Below are 24,911 nucleotides of genomic sequence, written 5' to 3' on the forward strand. Positions count from 1 at the left end.
GGACAGGCGAGGGCGTTCTGGTTATCATCCGACGTGCAATTTCGACCTCGTCCCGTTCCCGCAGGAAGCTTGAGCAGGCCACCCGAAAATATGCCCACGGTAACCGTAGCCGAATTGCAGGACTTCATAGATGGTGTGCCCTTCGTCCATGATCTCGGACTGCGGATCGTCGGGGTGGAGGACGGGGTCTGCCGCGGCCGGTTGCCCTATCAGCCCCGGTTCGCCCAGTCCTACAACCTCGTGCACGGCGGGGTGACGGCCTCCCTGGCCGATACCATGGCGTACATGGCTCACGCCACACTGAACGGGATCACGCGGGACACGGTGACCACCAACCTTACGGTCACGTACCTGCACGCCGCCAGCGAGGAAGCCCTCAACGCCGAGGCCCGGGTCATCAAGAACGGCCGCAAGGTACTCTACGGCGAAGTGGTGATCACCAACGACGCCGGAACCCGCGTCGCCCATGCCACGGTCACTTATCTCAGGCTGAACTACAAGCCGGGTGGGTAGGCGCCGCGGCTAAAATACGAGCCGGGCGGACAGGCACCAACGCCTTACGCGAACCGGGCGAGCCCGTGCAGGGCGATGTCGTGCGGAGTTTCCCCCGTGGTGGCCAGGTCGGCCATGACCTCTCCGATGACACTGCAGAACTTGAACCCGTGGCCTGAGCAGGGCGAGGCGACGAATACGTTCGCATGCTCCGGATGGGCGTCCAGGATGAAGTGGCCGTCGGCGGTGTTGGTGAAGGCGCAGACCTGCAGGCTCGTGGTGGGGCCCGATCCGTCGGGGAAGTAGCGTTCGGCGAATGCCCGGAGCACGGCCTCGTCCCGGGGATGGGCGGACCGGTCGATCCGGTCCATGTCGATCTGCTCGTCCAGGTGATGGTACCGCCCGATCTTGAACCCCGGCACCCCGTGCACCGGAAGCCCGTAGTACCGGCCCTCGGCCACCTGGAGATTGAACACCGGGAACCGGTCCGGCTGGAACAAGTCGAGCCGACGGGGTTGAAACCAGCCCAGCACCTGGCGTTCAGGCTGAACCAGTCCATCCAGCGGTTTCACCACCTTGCCGATCCAGGCGCCCGCAGTGATCACCAGCCGATCCGCCGTGTAGATCGATTTTGCGGTCTTTACCGTAATCCCGCGACCGTCGGACTTCCAGTCCAGCACCGGTTCGCATCCGTGAATCTCGGCGCCTTCCTCCTGGGCTGCCTCCGCGTGGGCGACGATGCACCGTTCCGGCAACAGATAACCACCGTCCGTTTGAAACACGGCCATGATGTCGACCGGCAACCGGTAGCCCGGAAACCGCCGGTTCACTTCCGCACCCGTGAGGATCTCGTGGGGCAGGCCGTGCTCCTCGCAGGAAGTCTTCGAGCCCTGGAAGACCCAGTCGTCCGCGGGGCCCGCGTCCAGCGCCCCAGTGATGAAAAGCAGCCGCTCGTCCGCCAGCTCCTCGATTTCACGCCACAGCGCATACGCGCGCCGGAGCAGCGGCACGTAGGACGGATGCTCGGAATAGGCCAGGCGGATGATCCGTGTCTGGCCGTGGGAAGATCCGAGGTCGTGGGGGATGTTGAACTGTTCGAGGCCCAGTACGCGGCAGCCGCGCCGGGCAAGGTGCCAGGCCGTGGCGCTGCCCATGCCGCCCACGCCGATGACGATGACGTCGTATGAGGAGTTTGGACGGCTCACGGATCAGACGCTCCAGGGAACACACGCGGAGCCTAGAGCACATGTGGTGCTCAGAGTACATGCGCGGTGTCATAAAGTATACACGTACAGAGTCGCAAAGGTGGGCTGAATATAGAAGCGGGTGCGTGCCGAATCAAGCAGATCAAGGTCCACGAAACGACGGTTTCACCTGCCGCCGGGATAAAGAACCTTGCCGATTCCCGTGATCGGAAGGTATACTGAAACCGCGGCAAAGCGAAGGCAACGCGAAGGCAACGTGAAAACAGGCAGGTTCCGGATTCCGGGCGACTCATGTCTCTACGATCACTATCTCCCCTGGACGGCCGATACGGCGACCGGCTGCAGGGTCTTTCCTCCTATTTCTCCGAATGGGCGCTGATCAAGTACCGGCTGCACGTGGAGATCGAATGGCTGATCACCATGTCGGAACGGCCCGAGATCGGGCACGTGCGCGCCTTTACCGACGAAGAGACCGGTTTTCTGCGGTCGCTGGTCCTTGATTTCACCGACGCGCAGGCCGTGCGGATCAAGGAAATCGAGCAGGAGACCCGCCACGACGTCAAGGCGGTGGAGTACTACGTACGGGAAGCCATCGCCGGGACCTCCGTGGAGGACGTCTCCGAATCGGTCCATTTCTGTTGTACTTCCGAAGACATAAACAACCTTGCCTACGCCCTCATGCTCAGGGACGGGATCCAGCAGGAATGGCTACCCGGGAGCCAGGACCTGATCTCCGTCGCGGCCGCCCTCGCCGGCGAAACGGCGGACATCCCGATGCTCAGCCACACCCACGGGCAATCCGCCACGCCCACCACCGTCGGCAAGGAACTCGCGGTGTTCGTCGCCCGCTGGCGGCGCCAGCTTGACCAGGTCTTTCACAGTGAATACCTCGGCAAGTTCAACGGGGCGGTGGGCAACTACAACGCCCACCTCGTCGTGTATCCCGACGTGCCGTGGGAGGCCGTCGCACGGCACTTCGTCGAGGACCGCCTCGGACTGACCTTCAACCCGATCACCATTCAGATCGAGCCCCACGACTACCTGGCGGAGCTTTTTCACCGGCTGATGCGCTTCAATACCGTGCTGCTCGATTTCGACCGGGACATGTGGTCGTACATTTCCCTGGGCTACTTTCGCCAGAAGGTGGTGGGGACCGAGACGGGTTCCTCGGTCATGCCCCACAAGGTGAACCCCATCGATTTCGAGAATTCCGAGGCCAACGTGGGCGTCAGCAACGCGCTGCTCGAACACCTGGCCGGAAAGCTGCAGATCTCGCGGCAGCAGCGCGACCTGAGCGACTCCTCCGCCCTGCGGAACGTCGGCGTGGCCATCGGCCACTCCCTGCTGGCGATCCATTCGGCCATCCAGGGCATGGGCCGCGTGGAAGTGGACCGGGACGCGGTGAGCGCCGACCTCGACGGGGCCTGGGAGGTGCTGGCGGAAGCGGTGCAGATGGTCATGCGCAAGGCCGGCCACGAGAACCCCTACGAGCGGATGAAGGCGATGACCCGGGGACAGGTCATTACGCAGGAGATCATGGAGGACCTGATCCGCGACCTGGACCTGCCGGACGACGACAAGCTTCGCCTGCTCGCTCTGACGCCCCCGGACTACGTCGGTCTCGCGCCGGTACTGGCCAGGCACATCGCCCGGGAAGGCGAGGACATCGTACCGGAAGGCGCGGCAGGCAAACAGGATTCGTCGGGCGCCGACGGAGAAGACGCCTGATCCCGGTGCGCGCCTGCGAAACGCGCGACTGCAATAGCGATTCCTCCAGGTAATCCAGAACCCATCTCGGCTCCATCAATCCATGCCGTCTCTCCCCACGAATTTCGGTACCCTGGACTGGCTCATCGTCGCCGTGTACATGGCGGCCACCGTCGGCGTGGGCCTGTACATGAACCGGTACATCCGGGACATGGGGGACTACATCGTGGCGGGCCGGTCGCTCAAGTCGCGCCTGGCCGTGGCGACCATGATCGGAAGCGAGCTGGGGCTGGTGACGGTCATGTACTCGGCCCAGAAGGGGTTCACGGGCGGGTTCGCGGCCTTCCACATCGCGGTCATCGCCGGCGTCGTCACCTTCATCGTCGGCATGACGGGCTTCATCGTGGTGCCCCTGCGCCGCCTCGGCGTGATGACGATTCCCGAGTTCTACGAGAAGCGGTTCAGCCGCGGCGTGCGGATCTTCGGAGGCCTGCTCCTCGCCTTTGCCGGCATTTTAAACATGGGCCTGTTCCTCAAGGCAGGCGCCCTGTTCGTGACGGGCCTGACCGGCCTGACCGATCCCAACGCCGTCGCCGTGGTCATGACCGTCATGCTTGCGCTGGTCATCGCCTATACTATCATGGGCGGCATGGTCTCGGTGGTGATCACCGACTACATCCAGTTCGTGATCCTCTCCTTCGGCATGATCCTCACCTGCGGCATGGCGGTATACGCCCTCGGCTGGCCGACCATCGTCGAGACCGTGGCTTCCGTCCACGGTGAGTCCGGCTTCAACCCCCTGCTCGAGGGCAGCGGCTTCGGCCCCTCCTACATCATGTGGATGATCTTCACGGCGGGGCTGGTGTCCTGCGCCGTATGGCAGACCTCGGTCATGCGGGCCTGCGCCGCCGAAAGCGTGGAAGTGGTCCGCAGGCTGTACCGGTGGTCCTCCATCGGCTTTTTGATCCGGTTCATGATCCCCCAGTTCCTCGGTATTTGCGCGCTCACGTTTTTCTTCAACAACCCCGATTTCCGCGGGTTCTTCTTCGATGAAACCGGGTCGCCCACCGCCGACCCCACGGTGACGCTGCAGGCCATGCCCCTCTTCCTCTCCCAGATCCTGCCCACCGGCATCATCGGCCTCGTCGGCGCGGGGCTCCTCGCCGCCTTCATGTCGACCCACGACAGCTACCTGCTCTGCTGGGCGTCGGTGCTGACCCACGACGTCGTGGCGCCGGCCACGAACGAGCGCCTGACCACCCGGTGGCGCCTGGCGCTGTCGCGCATCTTCATCCTGGTGATCGGCCTGTTCCTGCTCGTCTGGGGGCTCTGGTACGACCTGGGGCAGGACCTGTGGGACTACATGGCCGTGAGCGGCGCCATCTACTTCACCGGCGCCTTCACGTTGCTGCTGGCGGGGCTGTACTGGAGGCGGGCGAGCACCGTGGGGGCCTACCTGGCGCTCACCGCGGGCATCGGCGCCGTGGCGGGCCTGGGACCCGTGAACCAGGCGTTGGGACTGGGCATGTACAAAAGCGACGAAATCGGACTGGCCATCACCGCGCTAGCCCTGGTCCTCATGTTCGCCGGGTCGCTGGTGTTCCCGGACCGTCTGGACGGCTCGGACGGTCCGGATAGTCCGGCTCGCGAGGACCGGAAGGAGGAAGCGTGATGGAATTCTGGAGCACGTTCTGGTCGGTAGTCTTCGTCCTATGCCTGTTGCTTTTCGCCGGAGTGGCCGTCTATGTCAGCGTAGGTGCGCTAGGAGATATCCGGGCGCTGTTCCGAAGAATGGGGAGGCGGGATGGGAATAATGAGTGAGATGTGAAGATTTCGATTATCGAAACGAAACCCACTTGATACTGGCTGTAGTAGTTGTCTATGTGGAAAGTGTAAGAAAGGCTATGTATAATGTACCCTATATACAAGCGAGTAGTTGTTTCTTGCCCCACGTTGTCGAATCGTCTAATTCCGTAATCAAGCTTCGCGATATTGGTCTATTACTATGTACGTAGGAGATTTCGATTGTGGAACAGATCATCTCCCAGTTATTGAAATACGAGTGGTGGCAAATAGCCCTTATTCTGCTCTCCTCGGGTGTGCCGGTCGCTGTTTACTGCATTTTGAGAAACTTCAATCTAACAGAGTGGCGTAAAGCTCGAGACGAAAGGCACAGGGAACGAATGCAGTCCTGCTGTCCCCACGCTGAACGTGTATTGCGAGAAAACGGTGAAGCGTATTTCAAGTCCCTTATTAATTCATCCGTAAAAACTCGCGAAGGAGTCTGTTCCGAATGTGGTAAAGCCTTTCCCCACGGTAGAACTGCCGAACTTGATTCTGAATACTACTACGAGAATCATATCGAAGCATATCAAGAACGTGTAAAGGCATATAACAAACTCGCTAAAAAACATGGTAGAAGACTCCTGCCCGATTAGAAAGTCTGGCCTCAGTTTTATACACGTGCGACAAAGGCCGTCTCCGTCTTTTTATTCTATATACTCACCCCCAAAACCGCCTGACCGATAACGGTTAAAAGTGTATACTTTCCGCAGGAATCCACTTTAATTCTACTAGGTAACCATATGAAATATATATAGTTATTGCAGTAAGATACGAACAGGTCAATTTAGTATATAGCCCTGATTGTTTATATGATTCGAAAGTTCCGCAGGTCGCTCATAGAAAACCAAGAGTGAATGTACCATGTATAAAGAAAAAATCACCCTAGCTCAGTTGGAGTCCTTCCTTTTCAAAGCAGCCGACATCCTGCGAGGCAATATGGATGCCTCCGAATTCAAGGAGTTCATCTTCGGTATGCTGTTCCTGAAACGGCTTTCAGATGAATTTGATCAAAAGCGGGAACAGCTACTCGAGAAAGACTACGCTCATCTGAAGAACCAGCCACACCTGTTGGAAGAAATACTTGAGGGCAAAACTTCCTACGGAGAGACCTTTTTTGTACCCGTTCGGGCTCGCTGGCATGAGACGTGGGAGGATAAGAATGGGGACTTAGTTCCAGCACTCAAGGACCTCAAGCGTGACATTGGTAACATGTTAAACAAGGCCATTGCCGCGGTGGAGGATGAAAACGATTCACTGGCCGGGGTACTGAAGAACAACATTGATTTTAACGCTGTCAAGGGCAAGACGAAGATATCGGATCAAAGGTGGAAGGACTTGCTCGATCATTTCAACCAGCCCAAGTTCGTTCTGGTCAATGAAAACTTCGAATTCCCCGACCTACTCGGCGCGGCTTACGAGTATCTGATTAAATACTTCGCAGACAGCGCAGGTAAGAAGGGAGGCGAGTTTTACACCCCTGCGGAGGTCGTGCGCCTGTTGGTACAGCTTACTAAGCCAATAGCAGGAAACGAAATCTACGACCCCGCTGTTGGTTCTGGTGGCTTTCTCATCCAGGCACACCAGTACGTCGAAGAACAGGGTGAGAATCCCAACGATCTGGCACTTTACGGTCAGGATTCCAACGGTACCACCTGGTCAATCTGCAATATGAACATGATCCTGCATAATATCACGCGTTTCACTATTGAAAACGGTGATACTCTGGAAGACCCACTGATATTACAGAATGGTAAGGTTCGAAAGTTCGACCGCGTGCTGGCCAATCCCCCATTTTCGCAGAACTACAGCCGCGCCAACATGAAATTCACCAACCGCTTCCGCGAGTGGTGTCCGGAAACCGGCAAGAAAGCCGATCTGATGTTCGTCCAGCACATGCTGGCAAGTCTCAAAGGCGACGGCCACATGGCTACGATTATGCCCCACGGTGTGCTCTTTCGCGGGGGCAAGGAGAAGCTGATTCGGGAGCTATTAATCAGCGACGACATTATCGAAGCGATCATCAGTCTGCCCCCAGGGCTGTTTTACGGGACTGGCATACCAGCTTGCGCGCTCGTTTGCAATAAGAACAAGCCCGACGAGTTGCACGACAAAGTCTTATTCATCAACGCAGACCGCGAGTATGCCGAAGGAAAGAATCAAAACAAGCTGCGGCCGGAGGACGTGGAGAAAATCGACTTCGTGTTCTCCAACAAACTCGAGATCCCAAAATATAGCCGGCTCGTGGTAAAGTCTGAGATCGCCGAAGAGAACGACTACAACCTGAATATTCGACGCTATGTAGATAATACTCCAGAGCCAGAACCAGAGGACGTGCAGGCCCATCTCATCGGCGGCATCCCTGAATCTGAAGTTGCAGCGCGAGATGATGATTTCTCAAAGTTCGGTCTCCAATCCGAAACACTATTCTGCCCTGATCGACCAGGCTACCTCGCATTCAGAGAGTCAATTACAGCCAGACCTGACATCAAAGAGATCATTGAGGGAGATCAATCGGTCGTTCAGACCTTGGATATTCACCGAAAAGCCCTCGAGCAATGGTGGAGCGTAGCCCGTGATGAATTCGCCGAGCTTGAGTATGCCAATCACAGCGGTCAGAAGATGCCCAAAGTGCGCCTTGAGCTTATGATCACACTCAAAGACAAGCTCGTTCCTCTATGTGTACTCGACGAGTTCAAGAGTGCAGGCGTATTCGTCAACTGGTGGCAGCAAATTCGCTATGACCTGAAGACCATTGTCTCAACAGGATGGCATCACACACTCATCCCGGACGAATATCTGATCGCTGCGTTTTTCCAGAGCGAGGCAGACGCTATTGAGGAACAGGAGACCCGTATAAGTGAACTACAGACAGAGTTGGCCGAGGCCGTGGTAACGGCTCAAGAGGTTGCCGCGTATGAGCCAGAAGAAGATAAAACGGTAACGGCCTCCGCCATTAAGACCGCCTTAAAGGACCTCATTAATGACCTGAAGGATAGTACTGGCGAGTCGGCCAAGCGGGAGCTTGACATACTCAAGGCACAGGATGTCACTATAAAGAAGATTGAAAAGCAGATCAGAGACAGCAAATCTTCGTTGAAAGGAAAGGAAGACGTATTGGAAGACAAACTCCAACTCAAGCGACTTGGAGGCGAAGGATTCAAGAACGAGAACCTGGAATTGATTCAGCAGAACGAAGACCAGCTTGCTTTACTGGACCCAGGGAACAAGACCGACAAGCGAAAGATCAATGCCTTAAACAGAGACTCGGCTGCTCTCGAGGAGCGTATTGCTAACACTGAAGCGGTACTGGAGGCAATCGGTAGTCAACTAACCGATGATGAAGCCAAACTCCTCATCCTCAAGAAGCTCTACGACACCGTAAGCACTGAACTCGAACGCTACCTCAATGCAGAGATACGGAGCCTAATTTCAGGCGTTGACAATCTCTGGAGCAAATACGCCACAAGTAGCCAGAAGATGGAAAGGGACCGAGAAATCACGCTCGGTCAGCTCAATTCACTTCTAAGCGAATTAGGGTATATGAGATGAGTACAGAATTAGAAACTCTATCGAAAATCGGTCTCCTTCGGATGGGAGAAACGATTATCGAAAAGGACTGTTCTGGTGATGGTTTGCCAATCTATTCCGCAGATAAAGGGAACAGGCCTTGGGCGTATTCCGACCACTTTAGACGCAAAAACGAAAAAGGCTCTATTGTCATCGGGTCGCGGGGCACTATTGGCTATCCTCGCCTACCGAAGGATGAACTGTTTGGCGCAACTCAAACCACAATTGTATTTTCTCCTGACAAAGATCGTTTTATTCCGGAATTCCTGCACTACTGGCTACAACAAGTTGATTTTGAGAGTCTTGGAGCACAGCAGGCAGTTCCCATGCTCACAGTTTCCAATTTGGAGAACTTAACAGTTCGCCTGTTTAAGAAATCCGAACAATCTAAGATCGCTGAAATCCTTTCGACTGTCGATCAGGCAATAGACCAGACAGAAGCATTGATCACTAAGCAGCAGCGCATCAGGATCGGCCTGATGCAAGACATGCTCACACATGGAATCGACGAAAATGGAAACATCCGCTCCGAGGATACACACAAGTTCAAAGACTCGTCGCTTGGGCGTATTCCAGTGGAATGGAAAGTAGAAAGGGGTGTCTCCGTCTGTGACGAAATCGTTGTCGGCATTGTTATCCGGCCCACTCAGTACTACCGTGAGGATGGTATTCCGACCTTGCGTTCGGCCAACATTCAAGAAAACCGTATTGACCCGAGCCACCTTGTCTATATGTCAGTCAAGGACAATGCACAACTTAGAAAAAGCCAAGTGCGACGCGGAGATTTAGTCACAGTTCGTACCGGATATCCAGGTGCCACTACTGTAATTCCACCAGAATTTGATGGCTGCAACTGCGTTGACATCGTAATTTCACGCCCAAACTCTAAGAAAGTCAGGTCACAGTATCTTTCGATCTGGATCAACTCCTATCACGGCAAACTCCAAATCCTCAAGGGCCAAGGTGGATTGGCACAACAGCATTTTAATGTGAGCGAGATGAAGAATCTGCTGATAAAAGTACCGATGCTTAATGAACAAGAGCGTATTGAGACCCTACTTCTGACACATGCCGAAACAATCAGAAAGGCCAGAAGAAATCTTGCAAAACTTGAGGGTCTCAAAACCGCCCTGATGCAAGACCTCCTTACAGGCAAGGTCTCCGTAACGCATTTACTCACGGAAGCTGATATCAGCATATGAGCAAAATCGAGTCTTCAACATACATAAAACTCGACGAACGTAATCACGTTGAGAAACCACTGCTTGATCAACTTGAGGGTCTGGGGTGGGAGATCATCGATCTCGACAACATACAACTCCCTGCCGATACTCACAGGGAGACATTCACGGAAGTAATCATGCTGCCGGTGTTGCGAGAACAACTGAAGGTCATCTGTCCTTGGATAGAGGACGATCAGGTTGAAGAGGTTGTCAAGCAGCTTACTGCGAGTTTCCCGGGTACTGGATTGATCGAGAACAACAAGCATGTGCTCCATTTACTGCTCGAAAACACTAGCGTCAGTGAAAATCGGCAAACCGGTGAGAATAGCCCGACTGTGCGCTTTATCGACTTTAAGAACCTTGAAAACAACCGGTTCATTGCAGTCTGCCAATTCAAAGTACGCATCCTGGGTACGGAGCATCATATCATCCCGGACATCGTACTATTCGTAAATGGTCTTCCGGTGGTTGTAATCGAGTGCAAGTCTCCCAAAGTAAAGGATGCCATCCCCGAGGCCATCGACCAAATACTACGGTACAGCGAGCAGCGTGAATCCAAAGGTGAGGGATGCGTTCCTCTCTTTTATTATAACCAGTTCGTGGTCGCCACATGTCGCCAGGAGGCCAAGTTTGGGACGATAACCACGCATATTGAAAAACACTTTTTTCGTTGGGCTGATCCGTATCCAAAAACGCTCAATGACCTCGAACATGGCTCTGGTACCCCAAACGATCAGCAGCGCTTGGTCGCCGGGATGATGGATAAGAAAAACCTGCTCGATCTCATTCGCACCTTCACTCTGTTCTCGACTAACGATAAAGGTCAGACCATCAAGATCGTGGGACGATATCAGCAGTTCCGCGCTGTTAAGATCGCCATTAAGCGTCTTATAGAAGGTACGACTCCGCGCGAACGGAGCGGCATCATCTGGCACACACAGGGTTCAGGAAAATCGCTGACCATGATGTTTATGGTGCGTGAGATGTATCAACAACCGAAACTGGCAAGCTGGAAAGTGATATTCGTCACCGATCGGACACAACTCGAAAATCAGTTGAGTGAGACCAGCCAAAGTATTGGGTTCACAGTGAAGACGGCGAACAAAATCAGCGAGTTGAAGGAACTCCTGAGCTCTGATACGTCGGATTTAGTCATGGGCATGATCCACAAATTTCAAGAAGAAGATCTTGAAGAGACTTTCCCTCAGCTTAACGACAGCCCGGATATTTTGGTCATGACTGATGAAGCCCACCGTTCTCAATACAAGCTACTCGGTGCGAATCTCGACAAAGCTATCCCAAATGCTACAAAAATTGGCTATACAGGTACTCCGATTGATAAGACCGAGCAAGTCTTTGGCGACTACATCGACAAGTATACCATGCGTCAGTCCATCGACGACGGAGTGACTCTGGAGATTGTCTATGAAGGTCGCACGCACAACGCGGAAGTCTCTGACCAAGAAGGTATGGATGAGGCGTTTACAGATGTGTTCAGCGATTACAACATTGAGGAAAGACTTGCAATCCTTGGCTACGGTACCCGAAGAGCCTACCTGGAAGCAGAACCGACGATTGAAGCCAAGGCCGGGGATATGGTCGATCACTACCTGAAGCATGTATTCCCGAATGGCTACAAGGCACAGATTGTAGCCACTTCCAGGGAGGCTGCAGTCCGTTACAAGAAGTACATAGACAACGCTCTTGAAGCTTCAACTGCTGATCTGGAAAAGTCAAATCCAAATGGTCTCGATTTGGATCTGTTAAAATCTGTTGAGACAGATGTAGTGATTTCTGCGGAAGGAAACGATTTAAGTCATCTAAAAACATACACAAATTCGAGCAGGCACGAGCGTAGTATTAGAAGCTTCAAGATGGATTTCGGTGGTGAAACTGACGGTGTTACTGGGAATATGGGTATTCTTATAGTCAATAATATGCTTATCACGGGGTTTGATGCCCCTGTAGAGCAGGTTATGTATTTGGATAGAGTCGTTGTAGGCCACAATCTGTTGCAGGCTATTGCGCGGGTAAATCGTGTTGCAGGTGAAGCAAAGGGTAAAGGCTTCGTGATTGATTACGTGGGAATTGGTCATAATTTAAAGAGGGCAATCGATCTATATGATGAGAAAGAGCAAACTGAGATTATCGACACCTTTGTTTTTCCCGAAGAAGCGTTGCGCGAATTAGAGGATAGCCATGCTGAAATCAAGTCTTTTCTTAAGGCGAATGGCTTAGAAGATTTGGCAGACTTTGATGCTTGTTTCGATGTGTTTTATGATGAGGGAATACGATTTGAGTTCATGCAGTCGTTCAAAAAGCTCACTACAGATTTGAACTCAGTGTTTCCAGCTAGACAGGCTTTGGGATATTTAGACGAATACAACACATTAGCTGAAATCAACACGCTCGCTGGTATGCATTTTAGAGATGACCGATTAAGTATGAAAGGAATCCCGCCGAAGCTCCGTGCGATCACAGACAAATACCTGGTGTCAGAAGGTATAGATCAACAGGTCAAACCAGTCTCAATTTTGGACGATTCATTCCAGGAATCTGTTAACAAGCATACGCGAACAAAAACAAAAGCAGCTGAAATCGAACATGCTATTCGACACTATTTAGATGTCGAGTTGAACGACGATCCGGATTTACAAGCATCATTCGCAGAAGCACTTGCTAAAATACTGCAAGAGTTCAAGGATAATTGGAGTAAGGTCCAAGAGGAATTGGAGAAGCTACGAAAGCGTATCATCAACACCAGTAAGGAACCCACATATGGGCTTAATCGAAAAAAACAGATGCCATTCTTCCGGTGCTACAAAAGGGAGATGTTTGGCGAAATTGAACTTAGTGACGATGAGATTTCACTTCTAGTCGATTTAACAAAGCAGGTTTATAATGCTGTCGAACTCGAGGTGAAGCTGATTGGTTTCTGGGAGAGCATACCTGCACGTAACAAGCTGAGGGCTGAGATACAGAAAATACTGCTTGAAACAACCTATGCGGCATTACCGAGTATAGTTGAGAAGAAAGACAGTTTAATCAGCCGCACGATGGAGATCGCGGAGAAGAACAACGAGATTTTACTATATGCGGAATAAGCGGAATAACTGATGATGAACGTGGATTACAAAGTAAAGCGATCGTCTAAACGAAAGAAGTTGACTATTACAGTTGAGCGTAACCGGCAGATCGTGATCTCTGCTCCTACGTCAACTTCGGAGGAGGTAATTAGGGAATTTTTCGAATCGAAACGCCAGTGGATATATGAGAAGACGAATCACCTGCAGAAGTACGAAGCCCGGCCGCATCCGCCTGGTAAGGAGATAGTAAATGGAGAATCTGCTCTATATCTTGGCTATGAGTATCAGATCGAAATCTACACTGGTGATACGACCGAGATACGATTAGAGCAACGTTTTCTTGTACCGAGTTCTTTGGTGGGAGAACGTAGGAAGGTATTTCACAAGTGGTATGTCGACCGAGCGAAAGAGTATCTAATACCTAAAGTAAAATCGTTTGGCAGTACGCTGGGAGTGGAGTTTGCCAGTGCGAAGATCATGGATAGTCGCTACCGATGGGGCTCTTGTACCGTAAAAAACAACATCAACTTAAACTGGCGTTTAATCAAAGCACCTATGTTCGTAATCGACTATGTAATCGTTCACGAACTTGCACATCTGATGGAGGCAAACCACACCTCCCGATTCTGGAATATCGTTAGGACGCATGCACCATTAATGGAGAAGGCGCAGAGATGGCTTAAAGAGAACGGCCAGATTCTCGAACAGGATATCTAGAACGCAGTTCGAATAAAGCAGTATCAGGTATTATCTAAGTCGTCAATTCATCTGTTTTTATGATTATCCGCAGCCACAGACTAGCGCCCTTCCTTCGGTGGCCTGCAGGCCTTCCGTTTCGTAACCATCCCGCATCCACCAGTCCAGCCCGCCCATAAGTTCCTTCACGCTGAAACCCAGCCTGGCCATGTTTAGCGCGCCTTTGGTTGACGCGTTGCAGCCGATACCGTCGCAGTAGGTTACATACAGTGCATCTTTGTCAAGGTTGGACGTGGTGACTGGATCCATGGTCCAGTGAGGTATATTGACAGCACCAGGGATATGGCGTTCCGCGTAGGCTTCCTCGGACCGCGAGTCCACTACGACGACGTCCTTGCCTAGGGTGATGGATTCCCACAGGTCAAAGGAATCGGTCTCGTATTTCAGCTTGTCCTCATAGTGTGCGATCTGATCTTTCATGGAGCCTCCAGTTGGTATGGACTATCGTGGGTTGTTTTACTACACTTCTTGCTTAGTGAATCCAACAAATAACCCAGCACATCTCTTGTATAGCAACTTAGCGTGCTGGGTTGTTTATCCGTGTAAAATACCTACTATGGTATTTCACACTAATGGAATTGTTTACACGGTCACCAGTCAAGAAAATCCACTTGATATTGTGAGTTTTATCTGAACTCCAGATCAAAGGCGGGCGATACTCGAGGAATGTAAATTTTAACAGAATCCTAACTTGAGTTACTCGACCGGTCTATCGATTAATGGTTTCACCTTCGCAGTTTGTGTTTAATCTGAAATAACCAGATATCAATGGACAAGAGTCTGAAACTCTTTCCCACTCATGGGCTTGTGTTTCGTCCAGCTTCCGCTCATTTCAATCAGGATCCGCTGCATCCATGAGAAAGAATCAGGGGTGTAGATTTTTAACACTCTGGCTTTGTATTCGGGATGTTCCTTCATTGCTTTAGTTAAATCATACACCAAGTAACGAGGTGACCAACCAATCATGTGATAATCCAATGTTTGGATTTGAACCGCCACCTTTGAAACAGGATTGGTTAATTCCAAGGTTACATACAGTGGTTCATCTTCTTCTAATTTACGTAGTCGGGACATTGCCGGTTTATTGATATGTCGAGTTCCGTGGAGGAAAAACCGGCACGTAAAGCTGCCATCTGCTTCCTTGCGGATTTTCGGGAATACCTCATAAGAGTCAGTTACACGATTCCCGCCATTAATAGATAGTATCTCAATTGGATCTGCTTCGTCACAGAGATCAAAACTCTTTAGGTAGTCCTCAAATTCTGGTCTCGATCGATTCAGAATTCGATTCTTAAACAACGGAAATAACTCTTTAGACGTATATTCTTGGTCAAAACTAGGGAATTCAACCAGTGGAGCGAATCGCGCTTGTTCCATTGCTCGTTTAGCACCGTAGATATAACGAAACCTAAAGAAAGGTTCATTGATATCGGCATCAAGTCGACCTACGGGATACCATTCACGGGTTGTTACTTGATCTTGCCAAGCAAGAAAAAGTGTTCTTAAGTTCACGAGTCTATCTCCAATAGTTTTTCACGGTTATACAACATTAAACCCATTGCGAATTCTCTAGCGTGTATGCTCATCCAATCATCTGGAATACGATTAACGATTTCCTCAAGGCTGCTTTCGTCAAGTTGGTCTAGTCGTTGCAAAACGGCACTAAAAGATCCGGGTGATTCATTGAATGCCGTGCGCACGACCCCAAGGGGGCTTAGTCCTCTTGTATCTTCGCTAGATCTGTAAATCGGGCTTCGGCCTTTCTCCGAATACCGTCCAACTCTATCCTCTTCTAGCAATCGAATACGCCTATCATCATTGATTTCCCTTCCCAGAGATGATGCGTGGTCATATGACGGTGCCACGGATTTCGACACCATATGAAAATCCATCAATACTCCCCAGTTTTCATGATGTCGATCAGTGTTACCAATAAACGCATCTAAGGTTATATATTCACAAAATGTTTGCTTAGCACTTTCGGATTTTTCTTGTTCAAACACTGCCTCAAGAACACTCCAGATATTAAACAGGGTATGGTCTGATTGCTTTTGTACCTTTTCTGGCTCATATTCATTAAAAATAAAACTCAGAAGCTGGTTACCATGTATCAGTTCGTGGTAACGATCGGTAAATGACTTGGTCGCTGTTCCTTTGGTTTGTCTGAAAACTGCTAACTCGACAATCGCATGTGGGATATTGAGTAATTCTGCAACTTCAGATGCGACTTTTTCAGCCCAATGTTCGCCCCTACCCTCTCGATGGTATTTAAAAAGCCATAATTCATCTTCAGATTCGGATCGATTGAACCAGAATTTAGGTTTGCTACCCATTTCTTCTTGGAGATACTGATCTTCCTGTATTTCCTCAATCTGAAAGTCATTCAACTTCCGCCTCATTTTTCTTGGTCTATTCCATTGGGCCGTAACGCTCTGTTTTGCAAATATCCCGACGTTGTTTTGAAATTACCGCTAATGACCTTTTGGGTTTTATATAACACGTGTTGTCTGCTATCTAGTTAGCAATTTTGTCGACTTAAGTCTCAGGTCACTTATAAAGTCAGCGGGTAATCTCCACCAATTGTACATATGGTAGGTGTTTTCATTTTCACGATGTTAGACCTAATGATGTCAGATAAACAACTTGTACTCCATTACAAGTCAATCCATACGATTTCGCTGTTATTTTACGAACTATCTACCTGCCAGTATATCGACCTATTTAGGATGGAAGGTGCGGATACACTCTCGAATCACTCGGATTAGTGATTCGACATAGTCTTCGAGAGACTTCCGCGTTGTGTAATCCTTGCCCAAATTGCAGGGTGGTGAAGTTAAAATCAGTTTGAAAAGTCGTCTGGGAAAGAACCTAGAAACGTAAGGCTATCTTCAAAGGCAAGGGTTAGCGAAAAACCAAGGGTATCTCGACCAGATTTGTCTGAGGGTTTGTCGTAATCGTCCGGCGAAGTATCGCCGATGCCTACCCAGGCCGACACAGACACTGGGTATCTCCTTTCGGTATGAAGGCAGACAGGACCGCCCTGTCCGACCGAACGTAACTTGCTGTTCGGTACTACAATTATACTATTTTACTGTAGGCGTCGCAATACTAATTTAATCAGATACTATGCCGAAGCGATTTCTAACGATATCCTGCTTGTGTGCTTAATTGTACAGATTAGTTAGCTGGAGAAATTTTGCTATTGTCGTGAACTGTCAGCACATCGTTTTTGAAAAATCTCATGCCAGACATGAAAGCACTTCTTTTCTAGGGTGAAACCTCTGGATGGATAGATCAAGGAAGTCGCCCAATTCCGCGAATCCCAAAAGCCTTAAAACCACCATCCAGTGGATCGGCCTGATCGCCGGTCCCGCGCTGGCACTCCTGCTCTACGGCCTGCTGCCCCACGCGTACCCGAACAGCGCGGGCGAGACGGTCGAATTCTCGAACGCGGGCCGGGCCACGATGGCGCTGGCGGCGTGGATGGCGGTCTGGTGGATGACGGAGGCCGTTGAGCTGTACGCAACGGCGCTCCTGCCCCTGGTCACCCTTCCGTTGACCGGCGCGGCTTCGGTACGCGCTGCGGCCGCGCCTTACGCCCACGAACTGATCTTCCTCTTCATGGGCGGCTTTCTCATTGCCCTGGCCATGCAGCGCTGGGGGCTCCATCGACGTCTTGCCCTCCGTGCGCTGCGTGCGGCCGGCGACCATCCGGCGGGCATCGTGGCGTGCTTCATGGGCGTGACGGCCTTCTTCAGCATGTGGGTGTCCAACACGGCCACAGCGGTCATGATGCTGCCTATCGCGCTAAGCATCATCAGCCTGGTGGAGCAGGTGGAACCCGGCAGCGTGGGAGGCGGCGGTGGGAACGGCAGTACCGGAGGTGACGGCGCGGATAACGTCGGGGCCGTATCGAAGGCGCGGCCCCATTTCGCCCTGTGCCTGCTGCTGGGCATCGCCTACGCGGCGTCCATCGGCGGCATCGGCACGATCATCGGCACCCCGCCCAACGTGTTCCTCGCCTCCTACATCCAGTCCAACCTCGGCCAGGAGATCAGCTTCGTGCGGTGGATGGGCGTGGGGCTTCCCCTGGTGGCCGTCTTCCTGCCGCTGGCCTGGCTAATGCTGACCCGGGTCCTGTATCCCCTGCGGGGCGAGCGCATTGAGGGGAGCAGGGAAGTGACGGAAAGAGCCTACCGGGAACTGGGCGTCATGTCGCGGGGGGAAAGAATTGTCCTGGCGGTGTTCCTGCTCGCGGCCGTGTCGTGGATTACAAGGCCGCTGCTGCTGAACGTCCGGATCGGGGATATGCACCCGCTGGCGGGCCTGTCCGATCCGGTCATCGCCATGGTCGCGGCCCTGGTCCTCTTCGTCGTGCCGGTGGACGTGAAACGGCGGGTATTCGTGATGAACTGGGAAACAGCCCTGAAGCTCCCCTGGGGGATCCTCCTGCTCTTCGGAGGCGGCCTAAGCCTGGCAGCGGCCATCCGTGTCAACGGCGTGGGGGAGTACATCGGGCACCAGCTGGGGATCCTGTCCGACATCCCTGTTTTGCTGCTCGTCATGGCCGTCATCGCGCTGGTGATATTCCTCACGGAACTGACCAGCAACACCGCCACCACGGCCACGTTCATCCCCATCCTGGCCGCACTGGCACCGGTATTCGACCTGCACCCCTACATGCTGATCGTGCCGGCCGCCATCGCCGCCAGCTGCGCTTTCATGCTGCCGGTCGCCACGCCGCCCAACGCCATCGTCTTCGGGTCCGGCCACGTCACCATCCAGCAGATGATCCGCGCCGGGTTCTGGCTGAATCTGGCCGGCGTCGTCCTGATTACCCTACTCGTATATACGATGATGATGCGGATGCTGGGGGTTTGATTCCCATGCATCCCGGCCAGCAGGGGCGAATTCCTTGCCGGCAGGGCGAATCCCCGCCTGAGTAACCCACCGGTGTAACGCGCGCCGCGTCCCGTGGAGTCGGACATGCTCAATAACGACCTGGTCATCGCACTGCGTCACTTCAGCCGCAACAAGGGTTACACCCTGGTCAACGTCCTTGGCCTTGCGGTCGGCATGGCCTGCGCCATTCTGATCTTCCTGTACGTCGGACACGAATTGAGCTACGACCGCTACCACGAACAGGCCGACCGGATCTACCGGGTCGTCTTCAACGACAACGCAAAAACACCCCGCAGCGTAGGGCCCGCGCTGCAGGCCGACTTCCCTGAAGTACAGGACCTGCTGCGTTTGCACCCCACGACCGGCACCTGGGTCATGAAGTACGAAGACCGGATTTACTACGAAAGAGCGGTCTACTGGGCGGGAAGCTCGCTGTTCGACTTCTTCGCGCTGCCTCTGGTCCAGGGCGATCCGGAAAGCGCGCTCGAAGCGCCGTACACCGTGGTCATCAGCGAAGATACGGCCCGCAAGTATTTCGGCGACAAAGATCCGATGGGCAAGACGATCGTAGCCGACAACGGCTTCATGCTGCTGACGGTCACCGGGATCTTGGAAAACATGCCGGCGAATACCCATTTCCAGGCCGATTTCTTTATTTCGCTGGCATCGGGGTACGAGGAGTACGGTCGATGGTCCCGGGAGAATTGGGATTCGTTCTTCTTCTACACCTACATCATGCTGGAACCAGGGGTTTCACCGGCGGAGCTGGCCGCGAAGCTTCCCGGTTTCGTGGACCGGCACGTGGGCGAGCAGCTCCAGCGGCGCGGCGGCCGCTACGAGTTTTCGCTGCAGCCGGTCACCAATATACACCTGTATTCCCACCTCGAGAACGAGCCCGGCATCAACACCGATATCAGCTATGTCTACATCCTGGCCGCCATGGGCCTCTTCATTCTTGTGATCGTCTGCATCAACTACGTGAACCTGACCACTGCGCAGTTCGTCCACCGGTTTCGGGAGATCGGCATGCGGAAGGTACTCGGCGCGTCAAGGTTGCACCTGGTCCGGCAGTACCTGGGAGAGTCAGTCCTGCTGGCTTTCGCGGCCCTGCTGATCGCCCTGCTGGCGGTTTGGCTCGTATCTCCCTGGTTCGACGCGCTGACGGGCATGCCGGCATCCGCGGGGTTCATGGGGAATGCGGTCTGGTGGGTGGCCTTGCCGGCCGCGGCGGTCTTCATCGGCCTGTTGTCCGGAGGCTATCCAGCCATCCGGCTCTCCGCCTTCGGGACGGTTCCCGGACTCAAGGAAGGCCGGTCAGCGTGCCTTGGCCGACCAGGCCGGCCGCACGAAACGGACCGGGCGCTTTCGAGGAAGGTGCTCGTCGTCGTCCAGTTCGCCATTTCCATCGCGCTGATCATTGGCACGGGGGTTCTGTTCAGTCAGATCAGCTACATCCAGAACAAGCACCTGGGTTTCGACAGGGAGCAGGTAATCGCCATTCCCTCGATCGCCGAGGTGGCCTACCAATACCAGCCCTGGAAGGACGAACTGCTCAGGCACAGCGGGGTGGTGGACGCGAGCCAGGGCGTCTACCTGCCCGGCCTGGAGGGGAACATCGGGTGGGTGACCTCCGAAACGGCCTGGCGCGTTGACGATCCGAACCAGGTCAAGCACGACCTCCAGGGCATTATCGTCGCCGCGGGCTACGCGGAGACTCTGGGACTCGAATTGCTGGCGGGTAGGTCGTTCAGCGGCCCGTTGGACAGCAAGGCCGAATCCGACAAGATCCTGCTCAACGAGTCCGCCCTCCGGGTCCTGGGCTGGGATACGCCCGAAGAGGCCCTGGGAGAACAGGTCCAGTTCGGCATCGGCATGACGCAGACCGTCATCGGCGTGGTCCGGGACTTCCACCTTCGGTCGCTGCACCTGCCCATCGAACCGCTCGTGATCCTTTACGGCCGCGGGCAGCTCATGGTGGTCCGGATCCAGCCCGGGGAGACGACGCGTACGCTGGATCTTATCGAACAGGCCTGGGCGCGGTATTTCCCGGACTTCCCCTTCACCTTCTCCTTCATCAACGAGGATATCGACCGGCTGTACCGGGCCGAAGAGCGCATCGGGTATGTCTTCGCGGTTTTTGCGGTGGTAGGGGTGCTGCTCGCCTGCATGGGCCTCTTCGCGCTGGTCTCCTACACGGTCGAGCGCCGGGTCCGGGAGATCGGTATCCGCAAGGCGCTGGGCGCATCCTCACGCCGCATGCTCGTCCTGCTGTCCGCCGAGTTCGCGGCTCTCGTTCTCCTCGCCAACGCCATCGCCTGGCCGGCCGCCCGGCTGTTCATGAACCGCTGGCTCGAGTCCTTCGCCTACCGGATCGAGATGGGATGGGGGATCTTCTTCGCCTCTGGCGGAATAGCCCTGCTGATCACGATGATCACCATCGGATACCACGTGATCCGGACCGCGCTGGCCAATCCGGCCGAAGTGCTACGGGGCGAGTGAGGACGGACTACGCCCGGTCCAGAACCAGGTCCCGCCCCGCCACGAGGCTGGCCATCTTGCGGTCCGCCACGCTGCGGGGGAGCATCCAGAAGCCGCAGTCGGGGTGCACCCAGCGTACGCGCTCCGGTCCGAGCACGTCGACGGCGTGTTCGATGCGCCGGGCGACCTCGTCCGGCGATTCCACGCCGTTGTCCTTGATGTCGACCACGCCCACGCCCAGTGCAATGTCTTCGCGCAAATCCCTGAACATCGGCAGCTCGTCGTAACCCCGCCTCGCGAACTCCAGGACGAGATGGTCGACGTCCAGATTGTTCAGGAATCCCATCAGGTCATTCCAAAGGCCGGCCTGGATGCTCTGCCCGCCGTAGTTGCCGAAGCAGAGGTGCAGTCCCTTCTCGCCCTGCACAGCGCCAAGCACGTGGTTGACGGGTTCGTGAGCCCAGTCCGCATCCTCGGGATGGCCGGTCAGGTTGGCCTCGTCCACCTGCAGGATCGGCGCGTCGATCTCGGCGACCTGCCTGCGTAACACCTCGGCAATATCCATCGTCATGGCACGCAGATCGCCGTAGTGCTCGTCCAGGAGGGTCTTGGCCAGCATGTAGGGCGAGGTGACGGTGAACTTGAGGGTGTGGTCCGTGAGCGTTCGCATGGTCTGCCATGCGGACGGCAGGTTGAGCGCGCCTTCCCCGATCTTACCGCGTACGATACCGCCCGGGGTACTCCGGAAAGCCATGCCCTCGCGCTTCCGAAAATCGGCGAGGATCTCGCGGGAGACCTCCGTTGTGATCCCGGACATGGGCCGGATAAAATACTCGATCATCCCGTTGGTCTCCGGGTGGCCGACGTCGAAGCGGGACAGCTCCCCGTCGGTGAGCACATCGATCCCGGCCAGTTCCTGGGTCTTCAGGATCACCTTGGCCGCGTCGATCAGGTTGGGCGTGGTGGGATAGGCCGCCAGCCAGTCCGGGATGGGATAGCTGCCGACCACGGTGGTCTTGATCTCGGGTTTTGCCATTACGGAAACTCCCTAGGTAAGCAAGGACCTGCTTCGGGATCGATCCGGACGCAGGGCTTTTCAAATAACATGACGACAAAATGAAATGTACATTATGCATCTCAAAGTTGGTATCAATACCGACACAAGTGTAATCAACAGTGTATTGCCGCAGCCGCTTTGTAAAGTGTTGATTGCGCACTCTACGTCAGCAGGGCGCCTCCTGATCTACACGGCCCGATCTCCAGATACCCGATATGCTTAAAAGCTACCTAAACATAGCGATTCGCCATATGGCCAGGGAGAAGGGATATACGGCCATCAACGTTCTCGGCCTGGCTGTCGGGATGATCTGCGCCATGCTGATCTTCCTCTATGTCAGCTTCGAACTCAGTTACGACCGATATCATGAGAAGGCGGACCGCCTGTACAGGGTGGCGGTCAACAACGACGCCAGGACGCCTCCGGCCCTGGGGCCGGCGCTGCAGGAGGACTTCCCCGAGATCCAGGGTTTCGTCCGGCTGCTCCCGACGACCGGTACGTGGATCATGAAACACGAAGGGAATATCTACTATGAGAACCGGGTCTACTGGGCGGACAACGCCCTGCTGGACCTCTTTACCTTCCCGCTGATCCGCGGCGATTCCCGAACGGCCCTGGAAGCGCCCTACGCCGTCGTGATCAGCGAAGACACGGCCCGGAAATACTTCGGCGAAGAAAATCCGATGGGCAAAACGATTGTCGCCGACAACGGCTTCATGATGCTGACCGTTACCGGGGTCATGGAAAATACGCCGCAAAATACCCACTTTCAGGCCGACTTCTTCATTTCGCTGACCTCCGCGTCTCAGGAGGATCTCGGATACTGGTCGTGGATCAATTTCTACACGTACATCGTGCTGCCGGAGGGTCATTCGCACGCAGCCATTGAGGAGCGGCTTCCCGCTTTCGTGACAAGGCACATCGGGGAAGGGCTCAGGGAACGGGGCGGCAGCTTCGAACTCTTTCTGCAGCCAGTGACGGACATCCATCTCCATTCCAATCTCGAACACGAGACCGGCGCCAACAGCGATATCACCTATGTCTACATCCTTTCGGCCATAGCGCTCTTCATCCTGTCCGTCGCCTGTATCAATTTCATCAACCTGTCAATTGCCCGGTTTGCCGGCCGGACCAGAGAAGTGGGCTTGCGTAAAGTGTTTGGCGCGTATCGCTTTCAGTTGATCCGGCAGTTCCTGGGAGAATCGGTCCTGGTAACCTCCATGGCGCTGGTGATCGCCCTGGCGGCCATTTCATTGATCTCCCCGTATTTCGACAGCTTTGCGGGAAAACCGGTAACCACGGAATTCGCGGGGTCCGGTTTCTGGTGGCTCGTCCTTCCGGCCGGTGCGCTGCTCGTGGGTTTGTTGTCCGGAAGCTACCCGGCGATGCTGCTTTCCGCCCTGCAGCCGGTTCAAAGCGTGAAGGGAGGGCCGCAACTCGCTGCGGCCGGAGGACTTTCGCGGAAGATCCTGGTGGTCATCCAGTTTACGATTTCCATCGCGATGATCATCAGCACGGGCATTCTGTTCAATCAGATGGCATACCTCCAGAGCAAGCATCTGGGTTTCGATAAAGACCAGGTGATCGTTATACCGACTATAAATGTCGTCCTGGACAAATTCCAGCCGTGGAAGGAAGCTTTGCTGCAACATACCGGCGTGGCCGGAGTGACCCACAGCAATTCCCTGCCGGGGCTCGAGGGGAACATAGGCCAGGTATCGACCGGCACGATACAGCGGGCCGATGATCCGGGCAATATCCGGCATGACGTGCAGGGCCTGAACGTCGGTCTGGACTTCGTGGAGACCCTCGGCATGGAATTGCTCGCCGGCCGGTCTCATAGCGGTGCGATGTCCAGGGATTCCGAAGCGTTGAACATCGTAATCAACGAAACCACGCAGCGTGTGCTGGGCTGGAATACGCCGGCGGCGGCCATCGGCAAGGAGGTCCTTTTCGGTAGAGGCTGGACTGGAACGGTTATCGGTGTGGTCCGGGATTTCCATTTCAGATCGCTGCACCTGAAGATAGAGCCGCTCGTGCTGTTTCTGGGCGGCGGTCTCCATCTGACGGTCCGGCTTCATCCCGGTGATCCGGGACAAACGCTGGATTACATTGAAAGCCAGTGGTTGCGGATGTTCCCAGACATTCCTTTTGCGTATACATTTCTCGACGAGAACATCGAACGCCTGTACAGGTCGGAAGTACGGATCGGTTACGTTTTCGGCGTATTCGCCCTGGTGGCTGTTTTCCTTGCCTGCCTGGGCCTGTTCGCGTTGGTTTCCTTCACGATGGAACGAAGAACCAGGGAGATCGGCGTGCGCAAAGCGTTGGGCGCTTCCATCCAACAGGTTTTGGCGTTGCTGTCGGGCGAATTCGTGGGACTCGTGCTCATCGCCAATGTATTTGCCTGGCCGGCGGCCTGGCTGATCATGCAACGTTGGATGGAGTCCTTCGCCTACCGTACGGAGATTGGCTGGGAAATCTTTTTTCTTTCCGGCGTCACCGCCCTGCTAATCACGCTGGTCACCATCGGCTATCGCGTGGTTCGGACCGCACTCGCCAATCCGGCGGACGTGCTACGGAACGAGTGACC

16 protein-coding genes are annotated in these 24,911 nt (G+C 54.4%); 11 read left to right on the top strand and 5 right to left on the bottom strand.

What is annotated here, in order from left to right:
* The first annotated feature begins 90 nt into the window (after positions 1-90).
* Entirely contained in the window at positions 91-513 is a 423-nt protein-coding gene (locus F4X08_13155) for a PaaI family thioesterase (GenBank protein ID MYD26750.1), read from the top strand.
* 44 nt (positions 514-557) lie between these two features.
* Here the strand turns inward: F4X08_13155 and solA are convergent, their stop codons facing one another.
* Positions 558-1,697: an N-methyl-L-tryptophan oxidase gene (gene solA / locus F4X08_13160; protein MYD26751.1), complete on the bottom strand. Its 1,140-nt coding sequence runs from the start codon at positions 1,695-1,697 to the stop codon at positions 558-560.
* A 291-nt stretch (positions 1,698-1,988) separates the two neighbouring features.
* Here solA and purB point away from each other — a divergent pair, with 291 nt between their 5' ends.
* The 7 genes from purB (at position 1,989) to F4X08_13195 (ending at position 13,842) form a co-directional block, all read left to right on the top strand.
* Positions 1,989-3,425: an adenylosuccinate lyase gene (gene purB, locus F4X08_13165; GenBank protein ID MYD26752.1), complete on the top strand. Its 1,437-nt coding sequence runs from the start codon at positions 1,989-1,991 to the stop codon at positions 3,423-3,425.
* An 82-nt stretch (positions 3,426-3,507) separates the two neighbouring features.
* The gene (locus F4X08_13170; GenBank protein MYD26753.1) at positions 3,508-5,076 is read left to right on the top strand and encodes a sodium:solute symporter family protein; all 1,569 of its coding nucleotides are present in this window, start codon (positions 3,508-3,510) and stop codon (positions 5,074-5,076) included.
* Positions 5,077-5,431: 355 nt separating this feature from the next.
* Complete coding sequence (locus F4X08_13175; GenBank protein ID MYD26754.1) at positions 5,432-5,842, top strand: hypothetical protein; 411 nt, start codon at positions 5,432-5,434, stop codon at positions 5,840-5,842.
* Positions 5,843-6,110: 268 nt separating this feature from the next.
* Positions 6,111-8,798 carry a type I restriction-modification system subunit M gene (locus F4X08_13180; GenBank protein MYD26755.1) on the top strand — a complete coding sequence of 896 codons (2,688 nt, stop codon included), beginning with the start codon at positions 6,111-6,113 and terminating at the stop codon, positions 8,796-8,798.
* Complete coding sequence (locus F4X08_13185; GenBank protein ID MYD26756.1) at positions 8,795-10,018, top strand: restriction endonuclease subunit S; 1,224 nt, start codon at positions 8,795-8,797, stop codon at positions 10,016-10,018. Before F4X08_13180 ends, F4X08_13185 begins: the two co-directional genes overlap by 4 nt.
* A complete protein-coding gene (locus F4X08_13190; GenBank protein MYD26757.1) occupies positions 10,015-13,143 on the top strand; it encodes a type I restriction endonuclease subunit R in 3,129 nt (1,042 codons plus the stop codon). Before F4X08_13185 ends, F4X08_13190 begins: the two co-directional genes overlap by 4 nt.
* Before the next feature lie 15 nt (positions 13,144-13,158).
* Complete coding sequence (locus F4X08_13195; protein MYD26758.1) at positions 13,159-13,842, top strand: M48 family metallopeptidase; 684 nt, start codon at positions 13,159-13,161, stop codon at positions 13,840-13,842.
* A gap of 63 nt (positions 13,843-13,905) precedes the next feature.
* On the opposite strand, the gene F4X08_13200 is transcribed toward F4X08_13195, so the two are convergent.
* From F4X08_13200 to F4X08_13210, 3 genes are all read right to left on the bottom strand, one after another.
* Complete coding sequence (locus F4X08_13200) at positions 13,906-14,301, bottom strand: rhodanese-like domain-containing protein (protein MYD26759.1); 396 nt, start codon at positions 14,299-14,301, stop codon at positions 13,906-13,908.
* A 345-nt stretch (positions 14,302-14,646) separates the two neighbouring features.
* On the bottom strand, positions 14,647-15,393 hold the full coding sequence (locus tag F4X08_13205) for a hypothetical protein (protein ID MYD26760.1): 747 nt from the start codon (positions 15,391-15,393) through the stop codon (positions 14,647-14,649).
* Positions 15,390-16,280 (bottom strand): hypothetical protein, encoded by an 891-nt coding sequence (locus F4X08_13210; GenBank protein MYD26761.1) that lies wholly within the window; start codon positions 16,278-16,280, stop codon positions 15,390-15,392. The genes F4X08_13205 and F4X08_13210 overlap by 4 nt, the downstream gene beginning before the upstream one ends.
* A gap of 886 nt (positions 16,281-17,166) precedes the next feature.
* Here F4X08_13210 and F4X08_13215 point away from each other — a divergent pair.
* Positions 17,167-18,762, top strand: a complete 1,596-nt coding sequence (locus tag F4X08_13215) for an SLC13 family permease (protein ID MYD26762.1) — start codon at positions 17,167-17,169, stop codon at positions 18,760-18,762.
* A gap of 105 nt (positions 18,763-18,867) precedes the next feature.
* Positions 18,868-21,282: an FtsX-like permease family protein gene (locus F4X08_13220; protein ID MYD26763.1), complete on the top strand. Its 2,415-nt coding sequence runs from the start codon at positions 18,868-18,870 to the stop codon at positions 21,280-21,282.
* Positions 21,283-21,289: 7 nt separating this feature from the next.
* Here the strand turns inward: F4X08_13220 and F4X08_13225 are convergent, their stop codons facing one another.
* Positions 21,290-22,297, bottom strand: a complete 1,008-nt coding sequence (locus F4X08_13225) for a cobalamin-independent methionine synthase II family protein (GenBank protein MYD26764.1) — start codon at positions 22,295-22,297, stop codon at positions 21,290-21,292.
* A 236-nt stretch (positions 22,298-22,533) separates the two neighbouring features.
* On the opposite strand from F4X08_13225, the gene F4X08_13230 reads away from it, so the two are divergent.
* Positions 22,534-24,909: an FtsX-like permease family protein gene (locus tag F4X08_13230; GenBank protein ID MYD26765.1), complete on the top strand. Its 2,376-nt coding sequence runs from the start codon at positions 22,534-22,536 to the stop codon at positions 24,907-24,909.
* Positions 24,910-24,911: the final 2 nt, after the last annotated feature.

Source organism: Gemmatimonadota bacterium, assembly GCA_009841265.1.
In the GTDB taxonomy this organism is placed as follows: domain Bacteria; phylum JAAXHH01; class JAAXHH01; order JAAXHH01; family JAAXHH01; genus JAAXHH01.

What these genes read in the sequence shown, in the direction of transcription:
- F4X08_13225 (MYD26764.1), bottom strand. Translation starts at nt 22,297, where the DNA reads ATGGCAAAACCCGAGATCAAGACCACCGTGGTCGGCAGCTATCCCATC.
- F4X08_13180 (MYD26755.1), top strand. Translation starts at nt 6,111, where the DNA reads ATGTATAAAGAAAAAATCACCCTAGCTCAGTTGGAGTCCTTCCTTTTC.
- F4X08_13170 (MYD26753.1), top strand. Translation starts at nt 3,508, where the DNA reads ATGCCGTCTCTCCCCACGAATTTCGGTACCCTGGACTGGCTCATCGTC.
- F4X08_13155 (MYD26750.1), top strand. Translation starts at nt 91, where the DNA reads ATGCCCACGGTAACCGTAGCCGAATTGCAGGACTTCATAGATGGTGTG.
- F4X08_13220 (MYD26763.1), top strand. Translation starts at nt 18,868, where the DNA reads ATGCTCAATAACGACCTGGTCATCGCACTGCGTCACTTCAGCCGCAAC.
- F4X08_13195 (MYD26758.1), top strand. Translation starts at nt 13,159, where the DNA reads ATGAACGTGGATTACAAAGTAAAGCGATCGTCTAAACGAAAGAAGTTG.
- F4X08_13210 (MYD26761.1), bottom strand. Translation starts at nt 16,280, where the DNA reads ATGAGGCGGAAGTTGAATGACTTTCAGATTGAGGAAATACAGGAAGAT.
- F4X08_13230 (MYD26765.1), top strand. Translation starts at nt 22,534, where the DNA reads ATGCTTAAAAGCTACCTAAACATAGCGATTCGCCATATGGCCAGGGAG.
- F4X08_13200 (MYD26759.1), bottom strand. Translation starts at nt 14,301, where the DNA reads ATGAAAGATCAGATCGCACACTATGAGGACAAGCTGAAATACGAGACC.
- F4X08_13190 (MYD26757.1), top strand. Translation starts at nt 10,015, where the DNA reads ATGAGCAAAATCGAGTCTTCAACATACATAAAACTCGACGAACGTAAT.
- purB (MYD26752.1), top strand. Translation starts at nt 1,989, where the DNA reads ATGTCTCTACGATCACTATCTCCCCTGGACGGCCGATACGGCGACCGG.
- F4X08_13215 (MYD26762.1), top strand. Translation starts at nt 17,167, where the DNA reads ATGGATAGATCAAGGAAGTCGCCCAATTCCGCGAATCCCAAAAGCCTT.
- F4X08_13185 (MYD26756.1), top strand. Translation starts at nt 8,795, where the DNA reads ATGAGTACAGAATTAGAAACTCTATCGAAAATCGGTCTCCTTCGGATG.